This is a genomic window from Pseudomonas sp. JV241A (assembly GCF_900275665.1).
In the GTDB taxonomy this organism is placed as follows: Bacteria; Pseudomonadota; Gammaproteobacteria; order Pseudomonadales; family Pseudomonadaceae; genus Aquipseudomonas; species Aquipseudomonas wadenswilerensis.
In genome coordinates, this window is sequence record NZ_OPYO01000023.1 from 144,331 (window position 1) to 160,137 (window position 15,807).

The 15,807-nt window shown below is 62.1% G+C and carries 14 protein-coding genes; all 14 read left to right on the plus strand.

Annotated elements, in window-relative coordinates:
- Positions 1-50: 50 nt before the first annotated feature.
- The 14 genes from JV241A_RS15180 (at position 51) to nuoL (ending at position 15,786) form a co-directional block, all read left to right on the plus strand.
- Complete coding sequence (locus JV241A_RS15180; RefSeq protein WP_240047875.1) at positions 51-785, plus strand: secretin N-terminal domain-containing protein; 735 nt, start codon at positions 51-53, stop codon at positions 783-785.
- Positions 786-1,274: 489 nt separating this feature from the next.
- On the plus strand, positions 1,275-2,600 hold the full coding sequence (aceA, locus tag JV241A_RS15185; protein WP_115087766.1) for an isocitrate lyase: 1,326 nt from the start codon (positions 1,275-1,277) through the stop codon (positions 2,598-2,600).
- A gap of 247 nt (positions 2,601-2,847) precedes the next feature.
- The gene (locus JV241A_RS15190) at positions 2,848-3,510 is read left to right on the plus strand and encodes a lysoplasmalogenase (RefSeq protein WP_115087767.1); all 663 of its coding nucleotides are present in this window, start codon (positions 2,848-2,850) and stop codon (positions 3,508-3,510) included.
- 358 nt (positions 3,511-3,868) lie between these two features.
- Positions 3,869-4,282, plus strand: coding sequence for an NADH-quinone oxidoreductase subunit A (locus JV241A_RS15195; RefSeq protein WP_010220397.1), 414 nt, complete (start codon positions 3,869-3,871; stop codon positions 4,280-4,282).
- Positions 4,283-4,292: 10 nt separating this feature from the next.
- Positions 4,293-4,970 (plus strand): NADH-quinone oxidoreductase subunit B, encoded by a 678-nt coding sequence (locus JV241A_RS15200; protein ID WP_010220398.1) that lies wholly within the window; start codon positions 4,293-4,295, stop codon positions 4,968-4,970.
- 78 nt (positions 4,971-5,048) lie between these two features.
- The gene (nuoC, locus tag JV241A_RS15205; protein ID WP_134063341.1) at positions 5,049-6,830 is read left to right on the plus strand and encodes an NADH-quinone oxidoreductase subunit C/D; all 1,782 of its coding nucleotides are present in this window, start codon (positions 5,049-5,051) and stop codon (positions 6,828-6,830) included.
- 2 nt (positions 6,831-6,832) lie between these two features.
- Positions 6,833-7,330 (plus strand): NADH-quinone oxidoreductase subunit NuoE, encoded by a 498-nt coding sequence (nuoE, locus tag JV241A_RS15210; protein WP_115087769.1) that lies wholly within the window; start codon positions 6,833-6,835, stop codon positions 7,328-7,330.
- A complete protein-coding gene (nuoF, locus tag JV241A_RS15215) occupies positions 7,327-8,700 on the plus strand; it encodes an NADH-quinone oxidoreductase subunit NuoF (RefSeq protein WP_115087770.1) in 1,374 nt (457 codons plus the stop codon). Before nuoE ends, nuoF begins: the two co-directional genes overlap by 4 nt.
- A 134-nt stretch (positions 8,701-8,834) precedes the next feature.
- Positions 8,835-11,549, plus strand: a complete 2,715-nt coding sequence (gene nuoG / locus JV241A_RS15220) for an NADH-quinone oxidoreductase subunit NuoG (RefSeq protein ID WP_134063343.1) — start codon at positions 8,835-8,837, stop codon at positions 11,547-11,549.
- The gene (gene nuoH / locus JV241A_RS15225; protein ID WP_038996049.1) at positions 11,546-12,553 is read left to right on the plus strand and encodes an NADH-quinone oxidoreductase subunit NuoH; all 1,008 of its coding nucleotides are present in this window, start codon (positions 11,546-11,548) and stop codon (positions 12,551-12,553) included. Before nuoG ends, nuoH begins: the two co-directional genes overlap by 4 nt.
- Before the next feature lie 11 nt (positions 12,554-12,564).
- The gene (gene nuoI, locus JV241A_RS15230; protein ID WP_009400993.1) at positions 12,565-13,113 is read left to right on the plus strand and encodes an NADH-quinone oxidoreductase subunit NuoI; all 549 of its coding nucleotides are present in this window, start codon (positions 12,565-12,567) and stop codon (positions 13,111-13,113) included.
- Positions 13,114-13,122: 9 nt separating this feature from the next.
- Complete coding sequence (gene nuoJ / locus JV241A_RS15235) at positions 13,123-13,623, plus strand: NADH-quinone oxidoreductase subunit J (RefSeq protein ID WP_115087772.1); 501 nt, start codon at positions 13,123-13,125, stop codon at positions 13,621-13,623.
- Between the two features lie 4 nt (positions 13,624-13,627).
- Positions 13,628-13,936 (plus strand): NADH-quinone oxidoreductase subunit NuoK, encoded by a 309-nt coding sequence (gene nuoK / locus JV241A_RS15240; protein ID WP_028944232.1) that lies wholly within the window; start codon positions 13,628-13,630, stop codon positions 13,934-13,936.
- The gene (nuoL, locus tag JV241A_RS15245; protein ID WP_115087773.1) at positions 13,933-15,786 is read left to right on the plus strand and encodes an NADH-quinone oxidoreductase subunit L; all 1,854 of its coding nucleotides are present in this window, start codon (positions 13,933-13,935) and stop codon (positions 15,784-15,786) included. The genes nuoK and nuoL overlap by 4 nt, the downstream gene beginning before the upstream one ends.
- The last annotated feature ends 21 nt before the right edge of the window (positions 15,787-15,807 follow it).

Genomic DNA, 15,807 nt, shown 5'->3' on the forward strand with positions numbered 1-15,807 from the left:
ACTGCTACAAATTTGCCATCATGTCCACTCCACCCGCGGAGATCATGGACATGCCGCTACGCCCCCTTCTCGCCTCCCTGCTTCTGTCGTTCAGCCTGAGTACGCTGGCCGCCACCGAAGTCCTGCCGCTGAGCCACCGCACCAGCGCTGAAATCCTCCCCACCGCGCAAGCCTTCATCGGCAAGGACGGCAGCGTCAGCGCCTTTGAAAACAAACTGATCGTCAACGCCGAGCCCGAACGCATCGACGACCTGCGCACCCTGCTGCAGCAACTGGACACCGCGCCGCGTAAACTGCTGATCAGCGTCGACAACAACGACAGCAACTTCCAGGACAACCGCGGCAATGCCCGGGTCATTCGCTACGGCACTGCCAACCGCGAAGGCGGCCTGCAACAGGTGCAAGCCAGCGAAGGCAGCCCGGCGCTGATCCAGGTCGGGCAGAGCATCCCGATCACCAGCACCAGTACCGATGGCTATGGCCGGGTGCAAAGTGACACCGAATACCGCAACGTCACCCAGGGCTTTTACGTCACCGCCAGCGTCACTGGCGACACCGTGCACCTGAACATCAGTACCAACAATGACCGGATGAGCCAGGAACGTCCTGATGTAGTGAAGGTGCAAAGTACCGACACAAAAGTCACCGGCAAGCTCGGTGAGTGGATCACCTTGGCAGGGGTCAACCAGCAGAGTCAGTCCGAACGCAGCGCTTCGGCCCTCAGTTACAGCACCCAGCGCGGTGAAAACATGACATTGCGGGTAAAAGTCGATGCTTTGGACTGAACCCAGACAAATCAAGGCCTCGACCAAAGGCCTCGAAACTGACTGATGAGTCGTATTAGACCAAAGATGTAGTGGTGATAAAAAACCACTACAAAACATTTGACGACCCCGAAACGTCGAGGCATGATGGCCCCGCTCCCGCTGATCAGAGGCCCTGGCAAGGGCTTTCGAGCCGCGCTCTAACTCACCCACCTGAGCCGGCTCGTGTCTGTACCGCCCACAAGGCAGTTTGACGAGATTGCGACTGGAACGAAGTTGTCCCGAGGGACGGAAGCGCATCAAAAGGTACCCGGCAGCACTGTTCATTGCAGTTCGGCAACCACGAGCCACCCTGCAGCGAAAACCTCGCCCACCTGCTCACTTCCCCTCTTCGAGCCCCATCGTTCGACCGTCGCATATTTCGCCCATACTGACCTTTGCCAGGCTTCTGATCTGCGCAGTAGAGAGCGAGAATTTTTACCCAAGACCGATGCGACGAGGTTTATTTCCATGGCACTGACACGCGAACAGCAAATTGCAGCCCTCGAAAAAGACTGGGCCGAGAACCCGCGCTGGAAAGGCGTGACCCGTACCTACACCGCCGCTGATGTCGTTCGTCTGCGTGGCTCGATCCAGCCTGAGCACACCCTGGCCCATCTGGGTGCCGAGAAGCTGTGGAAGCTGGTCACCCAGGGCGCACACCCGTCCTTCCGTCCAGAGAAAGATTTCGTCAACTGCATGGGCGCCCTGACCGGCGGCCAGGCCGTACAACAGGTCAAAGCCGGTATCCAGGCCATCTACCTGTCCGGCTGGCAAGTGGCTGCCGACAACAACTCGGCCGAGTCCATGTACCCAGACCAGTCGCTGTACCCGGTGGACTCGGTCCCAACCGTGGTCAAGCGCATCAACAACTCGTTCCGTCGCGCCGACCAGATCCAGTGGAAAGCCGGCAAGAACCCGGGCGACGAAGGCTACGTCGACTACTTCGCACCGATCGTGGCTGACGCTGAAGCCGGTTTCGGCGGCGTCCTCAACGCCTACGAGCTGATGAAGAACATGATCGAAGCAGGCGCCGCCGGCGTTCACTTCGAAGACCAGCTGGCCTCGGTGAAAAAATGCGGCCACATGGGCGGCAAGGTACTGGTTCCGACCCAGGAAGCCGTACAGAAGCTGACCGCTGCCCGTCTGGCGGCTGACGTTGCCGGCGTACCGACCATTATCCTGGCCCGTACCGACGCCAACGCCGCTGACCTTTTGACCAGCGACTGCGATCCGTACGACCAGCCATTCGTGATTGGCGAGCGCACCCAGGAAGGCTTCTACAAGGTTCGTGCAGGCCTGGATCAAGCCATCGCCCGCGGCCTGGCTTACGCGCCATACGCCGACCTGATCTGGTGTGAAACCGCCAAGCCGGACCTGGACGAAGCTCGCCGCTTTGCCGAAGCGATCAAGAAGGAATACCCGGACCAGATCCTGTCCTACAACTGCTCGCCTTCCTTCAACTGGAAGAAGAACCTGGACGACGCAACCATCGCCAAGTTCCAGCGCGAACTGTCGGCCATGGGCTACAAGCACCAGTTCATCACCCTGGCGGGTATCCACAACATGTGGCACGGCATGTTCAACCTGGCGCACGACTACGCCCGCAACGACATGACCGCCTACGTGAAGCTGCAAGAGCAAGAATTCGCTGACGCGTCGAAAGGCTACACCTTCGTCGCCCACCAGCAGGAAGTCGGTACCGGCTACTTCGACGACATGACCACTGTTATCCAGGGTGGCAAGTCTTCGGTGACCGCTCTGACCGGCTCGACCGAAGAAGAGCAGTTCCACTGATCACGGATCGGTTGCTGAGATTCGGGTAACACGCAAAACCCGGGGCCTGTGATGGGGCCCCGGGTTTTGTTTTTTTATCAGGATGTGGTGGTGCCGCCATCGCTGGCAAGCCAGCTCCCACCGGGCACAGTGCATGCAGCACCTGTGGGAGCTGGCTTGCCAGCGATAGGCCCCCTGCAAATGCACAGGGCTTCCTTATTAATTGCCATTGGCTATGCTAGGTGCACAACAACACCAAGGATCGGCCATGCCCCGCCCTGTCACCCTGCTCTGCCTGGCCCTGCTGGGTGCAGCCTTCTATCTATATGCACTGGCCAGCGGCAACGCGCTGCTGGGCCTGGCGGTCAAACCGATCCCGGTGCTGGCGCTGATCTGCTGGCTGAGTAGCGCCGAGCCCACCGCCTACCGGCGCTGGATCATCATTGGCCTAGGTTTCTCACTGCTCGGCGACATACTCCTGGCCGTGCCTGGCGATCTGTTCGTGTTTGGCCTGGCGGCCTTTCTCTGCGCGCACCTGGCCTACCTGCGCGGCTACCTGGGCGAGGACCGCCAACTGGCGCCCGCTGCACTGCTGGGCTCGGCGATTGTCGGTGCGGCGCTGCTGGGCCTGCTGATCAGTTCCGGCCTGGGTGAATTGCTGATTCCGGTCACCGTGTATGCCCTGGCCATCAGCGCCATGCTCTGGCGCGCCCTGGCCTGCGGCGGCCTCGCGGCACTGGGCGCGGTTGCTTTCGTGTTTTCCGACAGCCTGATCGGTATCGACCGCTTCGTCAGCCCGTTTGGCGCCGCCCAGTACCTGATCATCCTCGCCTACTGGCTGGGCCAGTGGGCCATCGCCGCCTCGGCCTACACCAGGCAATCGACAAAAGCCTTGATCCAGAGCGCGGCGAGGCAAGAAAAAACAGGTTAAAACACAGGGGGTGGAAACTTGCAGGTGACGGCTATGTTGCACAACTTTGTAGTTGACTCGAACAGTAGGACTAATCGCACAACCTCAAATGATATTAATTATCATTACGAAGTTGCTGATTCATTACGCGTTGCAAGAAACATAATTAACAGAACCCGGGGCAATGCCCGGTCTACGTGGCCTGCAGCCTGTTACGAAAGATTTTTGTTCTTAATCTTACGAATAAATTTGCTGCAGAAATTTTACTTGCACCGGGTTTACCCATAAAATCAGCGCGATAGATTCCGCTGCGACATATCGTCACTGCTCTACTTCTTTTCAAGCCGCAGAGACTGGTCTCTGTATAAGGATTTTCAGCATGCCCGATTCGACAGGACTCATCGCCCACAACTGGGGCTTTGCCATTTTCCTTTTGGGTGTCGTAGGCCTGTGTGCCTTCATGCTCGGCCTGTCCGCCCTGCTCGGCAGCAAGGCCTGGGGCCGCAGCAAGAACGAACCCTTCGAGTCCGGCATGCTGCCTACTGGCGGCGCCCGCTTGCGTCTGTCAGCCAAATTCTATCTGGTCGCGATGCTGTTCGTGATCTTCGATATCGAAGCCCTCTTTCTCTTTGCATGGTCTGTGTCCGTCCGCGAAAGCGGCTGGACCGGATTCGTCGAAGCACTCGTTTTCATAGCAATTCTGTTGGCAGGTCTTGTCTACCTATGGCGCGTCGGAGCACTTGACTGGGCTCCCGAAGGTCGTCGCAAGCGGCAAGCGAAGCTGAAACAATGAGGCTTTGGCAATGCAATACAATCTCACCAGAATCGACCCGGATGCTCCCAACGAGCAATATCCAATCGGAGAACGGGAAACCGTCTCCGATTCGCTGCTAGAGGACCAGGTCCACAAGAACATCTTCATGGGCAAACTTGAAGATGTGCTCAGTGGCGCGGTCAACTGGGGGCGTAAGAACTCCCTGTGGCCGTACAACTTCGGCCTCTCCTGCTGCTACGTGGAAATGACCACGGCCTTCACGGCGCCCCACGACATCGCCCGCTTCGGCGCCGAAGTCATCCGGGCATCGCCGCGTCAGGCCGACTTCATGGTCATCGCCGGCACCTGCTTCATCAAGATGGCGCCGATCATCCAGCGCCTGTACGAGCAGATGCTCGAGCCCAAGTGGGTCATCTCCATGGGTTCGTGCGCCAACTCCGGTGGCATGTACGACATTTACTCGGTCGTTCAGGGGGTCGACAAGTTCCTCCCCGTGGATGTCTACGTGCCTGGCTGCCCGCCACGCCCTGAAGCCTTCCTGCAAGGCCTGATGCTGTTGCAGGAGTCGATTGGCCAGGAGCGTCGCCCTCTTTCCTGGGTTGTCGGTGATCAAGGCATTTACCGTGCCGAGATGCCGTCGCAGAAAGAGCAACGCCGTGAACAGCGCATCCAGGTCACCAACCTGCGCAGCCCCGACGAAGTCTGATCCAGCGACCTGTTGCCTGCGCATGCGCGACAGGCAGCCTGGCTTCATTCTCTACGTTGACCGAAAGCGACCGAGACCATGACAGCGGACACCGCTATTTATATCCCGCCTTACAAGGCTGACGACCAGGATGTGGTCGTCGAACTGAACAACAAATTCGGCCCCGAAGCGTTCGTCGCCCAGGAAACCCGCACCGGCATGCCGGTGCTTTGGGTTACCCGCGAAAAACTCAAGGACGTGCTGGGTTTCCTGCGCCATGTCGCCAAGCCGTACAGCATGCTCTACGACCTGCATGGCGTCGACGAGCGCCTGCGCACCCAGCGCCGCGGCCTGCCGGGCGCAGACTTCAGCGTGTTCTACCACCTGCTCTCGGTGGAGCGGAACAGCGACGTGATGATCAAGGTGGCCCTCAGCGAAGGCGACCTGAACCTGCCCACCGTCACCGGTATCTGGCCCAACGCCAACTGGTACGAGCGTGAAGTCTGGGACATGTTCGGCATCGACTTTGCCGGCCACCCGCACCTGACCCGGATCATGATGCCGCCGACCTGGGAAGGTCACCCGCTGCGCAAGGACTACCCTGCCCGCGCCACCGAATTCGATCCGTACAGCCTGACCCTGGCCAAGCAGCAACTCGAGGAAGAAGCCGCGCGCTTCAACCCTGAGGCCTGGGGCATGAAACGCCAGGGCACCAACGAGGACTACATGTTCCTCAACCTGGGCCCGAACCACCCTTCGGCCCACGGTGCCTTCCGTATCGTCCTGCAGCTGGACGGCGAAGAGATCGTCGACTGCGTCCCGGACATCGGCTACCACCACCGTGGCGCCGAGAAAATGGCCGAGCGTCAGTCCTGGCACAGCTTCATCCCCTACACCGACCGTATCGACTACCTCGGCGGGGTGATGAACAACCTGCCGTACGTACTGGCGGTGGAGAAGCTGGCCGGCATCCAGGTGCCGCAGAAGGTCGACGTGATCCGCATCATGCTCGCCGAGTTCTTCCGCATCACCAGCCACCTGCTGTTCCTGGGGACCTACATCCAGGACGTCGGCGCCATGACCCCGGTGTTCTTCACCTTCACCGACCGTCAGCGCGCCTACACCGTGATCGAAGCCATCACCGGCTTCCGTCTGCACCCGGCCTGGTACCGCATCGGTGGTGTTGCCCACGACCTGCCGCGCGGCTGGGAAAAACTGGTGAAGGACTTCGTCGACTGGCTGCCAAAGCGCCTCGACGAGTACACCAAGGCCGCCCTGCAGAACAGCATCCTCAAGGGCCGGACCATCGGCGTTGCCCAGTACAACACCAAAGAGGCCCTGGAATGGGGCGTCACCGGTGCTGGCCTGCGTTCCACCGGTCTTGACTTCGACCTGCGCAAAGCCCGCCCTTACTCCGGCTACGAGAACTTCGAGTTCGAAGTGCCGCTGGCCCACAACGGCGATGCCTACGATCGCTGCATGGTCCGTGTCGAGGAGATGCGCCAGAGTATCCGCATCATCGACCAGTGCCTGCGCAACATGCCGGAAGGCCCGTACAAGGCGGATCACCCGCTGACCACGCCGCCGCCGAAAGAGCGCACCCTGCAGCACATCGAAACCCTGATCACTCACTTCCTGCAGGTTTCGTGGGGCCCGGTCATGCCGGCCAACGAATCCTTCCAGATGATCGAGGCGACCAAGGGCATCAACAGTTACTACCTGACGAGCGACGGCGGCACCATGAGCTACCGCACCCGGATCCGTACCCCGAGCTACCCGCACCTGCAGCAGATCCCTTCGGTGATCCGCGGCAGCATGGTCGCGGACCTCATTGCGTACCTGGGCAGTATCGACTTCGTTATGGCTGACGTGGACCGCTAAGCATGAACAGCACGCTTATCCAAACCGATCGTTTCGCCCTGAGCGAAACCGAGCGCTCGGCCATCGAGCACGAGATGCATCACTACGAGGACCCGCGCGCGGCGTCCATCGAAGCCCTGAAGATCGTCCAGAAGGAACGCGGCTGGGTGCCGGACGGCGCCATCTACGCCATCGGCGAAGTGCTCGGCATTCCTGCCAGCGACGTCGAAGGCGTGGCCACCTTCTATAGTCAGATCTTCCGTCAGCCGGTTGGCCGGCACATCATCCGCGTCTGCGACAGCATGGTCTGCTACATCGGCGGCCACGAGTCGGTGGTCAGCCAGATCCAGACCGAACTGGGCATCGGCCTGGGCCAGACCACCGCAGACGGGCGCTTCACCCTGCTGCCTGTGTGCTGCCTGGGTAACTGCGACAAGGCCCCGGCGCTGATGATCGACGACGACACCTTTGGCGACGTGCAGCCTGCTGGCGTCTCCAAGCTGCTGGAGGGTTACGTATGACCATCACTTCCTTCGGCCCGGCCAACCGCATTGCGCGCTCGGCTGAAACCCATCCGCTGACCTGGCGCCTGCGTGACGACGGCGAGCCGGTCTGGCTCGACGAGTACCAGGCCAAGGACGGCTACGCCGCCGCCCGCAAGGCCCTGGCGCAGATGTCCCAGGACGATATCGTCCAGACCGTGAAAGATTCCGGCCTCAAGGGCCGTGGCGGTGCGGGTTTCCCGACCGGCGTCAAATGGGGCCTGATGCCCAAAGACGAATCCATGAACATCCGCTACCTGCTGTGCAACGCGGACGAAATGGAGCCCAACACCTGGAAAGACCGCATGCTGATGGAGCAACAGCCCCATCTGCTGATCGAAGGCATGCTGATCAGCGCCCGCGCGCTGAAAGCCTACCGCGGCTACATCTTCCTGCGTGGCGAATACACCACCGCAGCGCGCAACCTCAACCGTGCGGTCGAGGAAGCCAAGGCTGCAGGCCTTTTGGGCAAGAACATCCTCGGCAGCGGCTTCGACTTCGAGCTGTTCGTCCACACCGGTGCCGGGCGCTACATCTGCGGTGAAGAAACCGCACTGATCAACTCCCTCGAAGGCCGCCGCGCCAACCCGCGCTCCAAGCCGCCCTTCCCTGCCGCCGTTGGCGTGTGGGGCAAGCCGACCTGCGTGAACAACGTCGAGACGCTGTGCAACGTGCCGGCCATCGTCGGCAACGGCATCGACTGGTACAAGTCGCTGGCCCGCGAAGGCAGTGAAGACCACGGCACCAAGCTGATGGGCTTCTCCGGCAAGGTCAAGAACCCGGGCCTGTGGGAACTGCCGTTCGGCGTCAGCGCCCGCGAGCTGTTCGAAGACTACGCCGGCGGCATGCGCGATGGCTTCAAGCTCAAGTGCTGGCAGCCAGGCGGCGCCGGTACCGGTTTCCTGCTGCCCGAGCACCTGGATGCGCAAATGTACGCCGGTGGCATCGCCAAGGTCGGCACCCGTATGGGTACCGGCCTGGCCATGGCCGTGGACGACAGCGTCAACATGGTCTCGCTGCTGCGCAACATGGAAGAGTTCTTTGCCCGTGAATCCTGTGGCTTCTGCACCCCGTGCCGCGACGGCCTGCCGTGGAGCGTCAAGCTCCTGCGCGCCCTCGAACAAGGCCAGGGCCAGCAGGGCGACATCGAGACCCTGCTGGGTCTGGTCGGTTTCCTCGGCCCAGGCAAGACCTTCTGTGCACACGCACCGGGCGCCGTTGAGCCGCTGGGTAGCGCGATCAAGTACTTCCGCCCTGAGTTCGAGGCTGGCATCGCCAGCCAGGCACCGGCTGCTGCCGCTGCCGGCCTGCGCCCGGACCTGGCGAAGCCGATCGTCGTCGGCGCATAACGAATAACAACGCGGGCGGTCCGTGCCGCCCGCTTGCCTGCTCAGCTCGCCCGGGGACACCTGTCGCGGGCTGCAGGCACACAGATTTCCATTAGCCACGCCCGCAGACGCGGGCCAACGAAGAACTTTGAACCATGGCCACTATCCACGTAGACGGCAAAGAGCTCGAAGTCAACGGCGCAGACAACCTGTTACAGGCGTGTCTGTCGCTCGGCCTCGACATCCCCTATTTCTGCTGGCACCCGGCGCTCGGTAGCGTCGGTGCCTGCCGCCAGTGTGCGGTCAAGCAGTACACCGACGAGAACGACACCCGTGGTCGCATCGTCATGTCCTGCATGACCCCTGCCACCGATGGCAGCTGGATTTCCATCGAAGACGAAGAAGCCAAGGTATTCCGTGCCAGCGTCGTCGAATGGCTGATGACCAACCACCCGCACGACTGCCCGGTGTGCGAGGAAGGCGGTCACTGCCACCTGCAAGACATGACGGTCATGACCGGCCACAACGAGCGCCGCTACCGTTTCACCAAGCGTACCCACCAGAACCAGGAGCTCGGCCCGTTCATCGCCCACGAGATGAACCGCTGCATCGCCTGCTACCGTTGCGTGCGTTACTACAAGGATTACGCCGGCGGTACCGATCTGGGCGTATTCGGTGCCCACGACAACGTCTACTTCGGTCGCGTTGAAGACGGTACCCTCGAGAGCGAGTTCTCCGGCAACCTCACCGAGGTCTGCCCGACCGGTGTGTTCACCGACAAGACCCACTCCGAGCGCTACAACCGTAAATGGGACATGCAGTTCGCCCCGAGCATCTGCCATGGCTGCTCCAGCGGTTGCAACATCAGCCCGGGTGAGCGTTACGGCGAACTGCGCCGGATCGAGAACCGCTTCAACGGTTCGGTCAACCAGTACTTCCTCTGCGACCGTGGCCGTTTCGGCTATGGCTACGTCAACCGCACCGACCGTCCACGTCAGCCACTGCTGGCCGACGGCACCAAGCTGAGCCTGGATGCCGCCCTGGACAAGGCTGCGGACATGCTGCGCGGGCGCAATATCGTCGGTATCGGCTCGCCGCGCGCCAGCCTCGAAAGCAACTACGGCCTGCGCGAACTGGTCGGTGCCGAGCACTTCTACTCGGGTATGGAAGCCGGTGAGCTGGCCCGCGTACGCCTGGCCCTGCAAGTGCTCAACGACAGCCCGCTGCCGGTCCCGACCCTGCGCGACATGGAAGACCATGACGCGGTGTTCGTACTTGGCGAAGACCTGACCCAGACCGCCGCCCGTGTGGCCCTGGCCCTGCGTCAGTCGGTCAAGGGCAAGGCCGAAGCCATGGCCGATGCCATGCGCGTTCAGCCTTGGCTCGATGCCGCGGTGAAGAACATCGGCCAGCACGCCATGTACCCGCTGTTTATCGCAAGCCTGGCCGAAACCAAGCTCGATGACGTCGCCGAAGAGTGCGTGCACGCAGCGCCGGACGACCTGGCCCGCATCGGTTTCGCCGTGGCCCATGCCATCGACCCGAGCGCCCCTGCCGTCGACGGCCTGGACGCCGAAGCCCTGGCCCTGGCCAAGCGCATCGCCGACGCCCTGGTGGCCGCCAACCGTCCGCTGGTGGTTGCCGGTACCTCGCTGGGTTCCAACGCCCTGATCGAAGCCGCGGCCAACATCGCCAAGGCCCTGAAGCTGCGCGAGAAGAACGGTTCCCTGAGCCTGGTGGTGCCTGAGGCCAACAGCCTCGGCCTGGCCATGCTCGGTGGCGAGTCGATCGATGCCGCGCTGGACGCAGTGATCGAAGGCAAGGCCGACGCCATCGTCGTGATGGAAAACGACCTGTACAGCCGCGTTGCCGCTGCCAAGGTCGACGCTGCCCTGGCCGCTGCCAAAGTCGTAATCGTTGCCGATCACCAGAAGACCGCTACCACCGACCGCGCCCACCTGGTGCTGCCGGCGGCGTCCTTCGCCGAAGGCGACGGTACCCTGGTCAGCCTGGAAGGCCGTGCCCAGCGCTTCTTCCAGGTGTTCGACCCTACCTACCTGGACAGCAGCATCCTGGTTCACGAAGGCTGGCGCTGGATGCACGCCCTGCGTGCCACCCTGCTCAACAAGCCGGTCGACTGGACCCAGCTGGACCACGTCACCAGCGCCTGCGCCGCTGCCGCGCCGCAACTGACCGGCATTGTCAACGCCGCACCGTCCGCTTCGTTCCGCATCAAGGGCATGAAGCTTGCGCGTGAGCCGCTGCGCTACTCCGGCCGTACCGCCATGCGCGCCGACATCAGCGTGCACGAGCCGCGTACCCCGCAAGACAAGGACTCCGCATTCGCCTTCTCCATGGAAGGTTACTCGGGTTCGGCCGAACCGCGCTCGCAAGTGCCGTTCGCCTGGTCGCCGGGCTGGAACTCGCCGCAAGCCTGGAACAAGTTCCAGGACGAGGTCGGTGGTCACCTGCGCGCAGGCGACCCGGGCACCCGCCTGATCGAAACCCAGGGCGACAAGCTGAACTGGTTCGCCAGCGTTCCGGCAGCCTTCGCTCCGGCCCGCGGCACCTGGCAGGCCGTACCGTTCTACCACCTGTTCGGCAGCGAAGAGAACTCTTCGCGCGCAGCGCCGGTGCAGGAGCGCATCCCGCAAGCCTACGTGGCCCTGGCCAAGTCCGAAGCCGACCGCCTGGGTGTCAACGACGGCGCCCTGCTCAGCCTGAACGTGGCAGGCGTGACCCTGCGTCTGCCGCTGCGCATCAATGAAGAACTGGGCGCAGGCCTGGTTGCCCTGCCGAAAGGCCTGGCCGGCATTCCGCCAGCCATCTTCGGTGCATCCGTCGAAGGCCTGCAGGAGGCAGCACAATGACCTGGTTCACCCCTGAAGTGATCGATGTGATCATCACCGTCATCAAGGCCATCGTGGTCTTGCTGGCCGTGGTGGTCTGCGGTGCGCTGCTCAGCTTCGTCGAGCGGCGCCTGCTGGGCTGGTGGCAGGACCGTTACGGTCCGAACCGCGTCGGCCCGTTCGGCATGTTCCAGATCGCAGCCGACATGCTGAAAATGTTCTTCAAGGAAGACTGGAACCCGCCCTTCGTCGACAAGGTGATCTTCACCCTGGCGCCAGTGGTGGCCATGAGCGCCTTGCTGATCGCCTTCGCGATCATCCCGATCACCCCGACCTGGGGTGTCGCGGACCTGAACATCGGCCTGCTGTTCTTCTTCGCCATGGCCGGTCTGTCGGTCTACGCCGTGCTGTTCGCCGGCTGGTCGTCGAACAACAAGTACGCCCTGCTCGGCAGCCTGCGGGCCTCGGCCCAGACCGTGTCGTACGAAGTGTTCATGGGCCTGGCGCTGATGGGCATCGTGGCCCAGGTCGGCTCGTTCAACATGCGCGACATCGTTGACTACCAGGCCCAGAACCTGTGGTTCATCATTCCGCAGTTCTTCGGCTTCTGCACCTTCTTCATCGCTGGCGTCGCCGTGACTCACCGTCACCCGTTCGACCAGCCGGAAGCGGAACAGGAACTGGCCGACGGTTACCACATTGAATATGCCGGCATGAAATGGGGCATGTTCTTCGTCGGTGAGTACATCGGCATCATCCTGATCTCGGCGCTGCTGGTAACCCTGTTCTTCGGCGGCTGGCACGGCCCGTTCGGCATCCTGCCGCAACTGTCGTTCGTCTGGTTCGCCCTGAAGACCGCGTTCTTCATCATGCTGTTCATCCTGCTGCGCGCCTCGATCCCGCGCCCGCGCTATGACCAGGTGATGGACTTCAGCTGGAAGTTCTGCCTGCCGCTGACCCTGATCAATTTGCTGGTGACCGCTGCGCTCGTGTTGCTCAACACGCCAGCTGTTGCGGCCCAGTGAGGATTTGACCCATGTTCAAATATATTGGCGACATCGTTAAGGGCACTGGCACCCAGCTGCGCAGCCTGGTGATGGTGTTCTCTCACGGTTTTCGCAAACGTGACACCCTGCAATACCCGGAAGAGCCGGTCTACCTGCCGCCACGCTACCGTGGCCGCATCGTCCTGACCCGCGACCCGGATGGCGAAGAGCGCTGTGTAGCGTGCAACCTGTGTGCCGTGGCCTGCCCGGTCGGTTGCATCTCGCTGCAGAAAGCCGAAACAGAAGACGGTCGTTGGTACCCGGAGTTCTTCCGCATCAACTTCTCCCGTTGCATTTTCTGTGGCCTCTGCGAGGAAGCCTGCCCGACCACCGCGATCCAGCTCACGCCGGATTTCGAAATGGCCGAGTTCAAACGTCAGGACCTGGTTTACGAGAAAGAAGATCTGCTGATCTCCGGCCCCGGCAAGAACCCTGACTACAACTTCTACCGTGTTGCAGGTATGGCTGTTGCCGGCAAGCCGAAAGGCGCCGCGCAGAACGAAGCCGAGCCGATCAACGTGAAGAGCTTGCTCCCTTAAGGAAGAAAGATGGAATTCGCTTTCTATTTCGCATCCGGTGTCGCTGTGGTGTCCACCCTTCGGGTGATCACCAACACCAACCCCGTGCACGCCCTGCTCTACCTGATCATTTCGCTGATCTCCGTGGCGATGACCTTCTTCGCCCTCGGCGCTCCGTTCGCCGGTGTCCTGGAAGTGATCGCCTATGCTGGTGCCATCATGGTGCTGTTCGTCTTCGTGGTGATGATGCTCAACCTCGGGCCGGCTTCGGTCGCCCAGGAACGCGGCTGGCTCAAGCCGGGCATCTGGCTCGGCCCGGTGGTGCTTGGTGCACTGCTGCTGGTCGAGCTGCTGTACGTGCTGTTCGTCAGCGAAAGCGGTGCCGGCATCGGCCACACCACCGTTGACGCCAAGGCCGTCGGCATCAGCCTGTTCGGCCCTTACCTGCTGGTGGTGGAACTGGCCTCGATGCTGCTGCTCGCCGCAGCGGTGACGGCTTTCCATCTCGGCCGCAACGAGGCGAAGGAGTAATCACATGCCAGCAATTCCTCTCGAACATGGTTTGGCCGTCGCCGGCATCCTGTTCTGCCTCGGCCTGGTAGGCCTGATGGTGCGCCGCAACATTCTTTTCGTGCTGATGAGCCTGGAAATCATGATGAACGCCTCGGCACTGGCCTTCATCGTCGCTGGCAGCCGCTGGGCACAGCCGGATGGGCAGATCATGTTCATCCTGGTGATCAGCCTGGCAGCGGCCGAGGCCAGTATCGGCCTGGCGATCCTGTTGCAGCTGTATCGCCGCTTCCACACTCTCGATATCGATGCAGCCAGTGAGATGCGCGGATGAACCTTATCTTCCTGACGTTCGTATTCCCCCTGATCGGCTTCCTGCTGCTGTCGTTCTCGCGCGGTCGCTGGTCCGAGAACCTGTCGGCGCTGGTCGGCGTCGGCTCGGTGGGCCTCTCGGCCGCCGTGGCCGCCTACGTGATCTGGCAGTTCAACATCGCCCCGCCGGAAGGCGGCGCGTACAGCCAGCTGCTGTGGCAGTGGATGTCGGTGGACGGCTTTGCGCCGAACTTCACCCTGTACGTGGATGGTCTGTCGGTCACCATGCTCGGCGTGGTCACCGGTGTCGGCTTCCTGATCCACCTGTTCGCGTCCTGGTACATGCGTGGTGAAGCCGGCTATTCGCGCTTCTTCGCCTACACCAACCTGTTCATTGCCAGCATGCTGTTCCTGGTTCTGGGCGACAACCTGCTGTTCATCTACTTCGGTTGGGAAGGCGTGGGCCTGTGCTCGTACCTGTTGATCGGTTTCTACTACAGCAACCGCAACAACGGCAACGCCGCGCTGAAAGCCTTCATCGTCACCCGTATCGGCGACGTGTTCATGGCCATCGGCCTGTTCATCCTGTTCGCCCAGCTCGGCACCCTGAACGTGCAGGAGCTGCTGGTACTGGCGCCGCAGAAGTTCCAGGCGGGTGATTTCTGGATGGTCCTGGCGACCCTGATGCTGCTCGGTGGCGCGGTCGGTAAATCGGCCCAGCTGCCGCTGCAGACCTGGCTTGCCGACGCGATGGCCGGCCCTACCCCGGTTTCGGCACTGATCCACGCGGCAACCATGGTTACCGCCGGCGTCTATCTGATTGCCCGTACCCACGGTCTGTTCGCCCTGGCACCCGACATCCTGCACCTGGTCGGTGTGGTCGGCGGCGTGACCCTGGTACTGGCCGGCTTTGCCGCCCTGGTCCAGACCGACATCAAGCGTATCCTCGCCTACTCGACCATGAGCCAGATCGGCTACATGTTCCTGGCCCTGGGCGTTGGCGCCTGGGAAGGCGCGATCTTCCACCTGATGACCCACGCCTTCTTCAAGGCCCTGCTGTTCCTTGCCTCCGGTGCGGTGATCGTTGCCTGCCACCACGAGCAGAACATCTTCAAGATGGGCGGCCTGTGGAAGAAACTGCCCCTGGCCTACGCCAGCTTCATCGTCGGTGGCGCCGCCCTGGCTGCCCTGCCGCTGCTGACCGCCGGCTTCTACTCCAAGGACGAGATCCTCTGGGAAGCCTTCGCCAGCGGCAACAACGGTCTGCTGTACGCCGGCCTGGTCGGTGCGTTCATGACCTCGCTGTACACCTTCCGCCTGATCTTCATCGCCTTCCACGGCGAAGCCAAGACCGAAGCTCACGCCGGCCACGGGATTTCCCACTGGCTGCCACTGGGCGTGCTGATCGTGCTGTCGACCTTCGTCGGTGCCTGGATTCATCCACCACTGGCAGGCGTGCTGCCGCAGAGCGTCGGCCATGCCGGCGGCGAAGCCAAGCACAGCCTGGAAATCGCCTCGGGCGCCATCGCCATCGCCGGCATCCTGCTGGCCGCGATGCTGTTCCTGGGCAAGCGTCGCCTGGTCACCGCGATCGCCAACAGCGGCATCGGTCGTGTGCTGTCGGCCTGGTGGTTCGCCGCCTGGGGCTTCGACTGGATCTACGACAAGCTGTTCGTCAAACCTTACCTGCTGATCAGCCACATCCTGCGCAAGGATCCGGTTGACCGCAGCATTGGCCTGATTCCGCGTATGGCGAAGGGCGGTCATGCCGCCATGAGCAAAACCGAAACCGGTCAGCTGCGCTGGTACACCGCTTCGATCGCCGTAGGTGCCGTGCTTGTGCTCGGTGCCGTTGTTATGGCTGCGGTCTGATATGAACCTTGCGACTTTGCG

Coding starts and splice junctions, on each gene's coding strand:
- nuoL (WP_115087773.1), top strand. CDS start 13,933: ATGAACCTTATCTTCCTGACGTTCGTATTCCCCCTGATCGGCTTCCTG.
- JV241A_RS15195 (WP_010220397.1), top strand. CDS start 3,869: ATGCCCGATTCGACAGGACTCATCGCCCACAACTGGGGCTTTGCCATT.
- aceA (WP_115087766.1), top strand. CDS start 1,275: ATGGCACTGACACGCGAACAGCAAATTGCAGCCCTCGAAAAAGACTGG.
- nuoC (WP_134063341.1), top strand. CDS start 5,049: ATGACAGCGGACACCGCTATTTATATCCCGCCTTACAAGGCTGACGAC.
- nuoF (WP_115087770.1), top strand. CDS start 7,327: ATGACCATCACTTCCTTCGGCCCGGCCAACCGCATTGCGCGCTCGGCT.
- nuoH (WP_038996049.1), top strand. CDS start 11,546: ATGACCTGGTTCACCCCTGAAGTGATCGATGTGATCATCACCGTCATC.
- JV241A_RS15200 (WP_010220398.1), top strand. CDS start 4,293: ATGCAATACAATCTCACCAGAATCGACCCGGATGCTCCCAACGAGCAA.
- JV241A_RS15190 (WP_115087767.1), top strand. CDS start 2,848: ATGCCCCGCCCTGTCACCCTGCTCTGCCTGGCCCTGCTGGGTGCAGCC.
- nuoJ (WP_115087772.1), top strand. CDS start 13,123: ATGGAATTCGCTTTCTATTTCGCATCCGGTGTCGCTGTGGTGTCCACC.
- nuoG (WP_134063343.1), top strand. CDS start 8,835: ATGGCCACTATCCACGTAGACGGCAAAGAGCTCGAAGTCAACGGCGCA.
- nuoI (WP_009400993.1), top strand. CDS start 12,565: ATGTTCAAATATATTGGCGACATCGTTAAGGGCACTGGCACCCAGCTG.
- nuoK (WP_028944232.1), top strand. CDS start 13,628: ATGCCAGCAATTCCTCTCGAACATGGTTTGGCCGTCGCCGGCATCCTG.
- JV241A_RS15180 (WP_240047875.1), top strand. CDS start 51: ATGCCGCTACGCCCCCTTCTCGCCTCCCTGCTTCTGTCGTTCAGCCTG.
- nuoE (WP_115087769.1), top strand. CDS start 6,833: ATGAACAGCACGCTTATCCAAACCGATCGTTTCGCCCTGAGCGAAACC.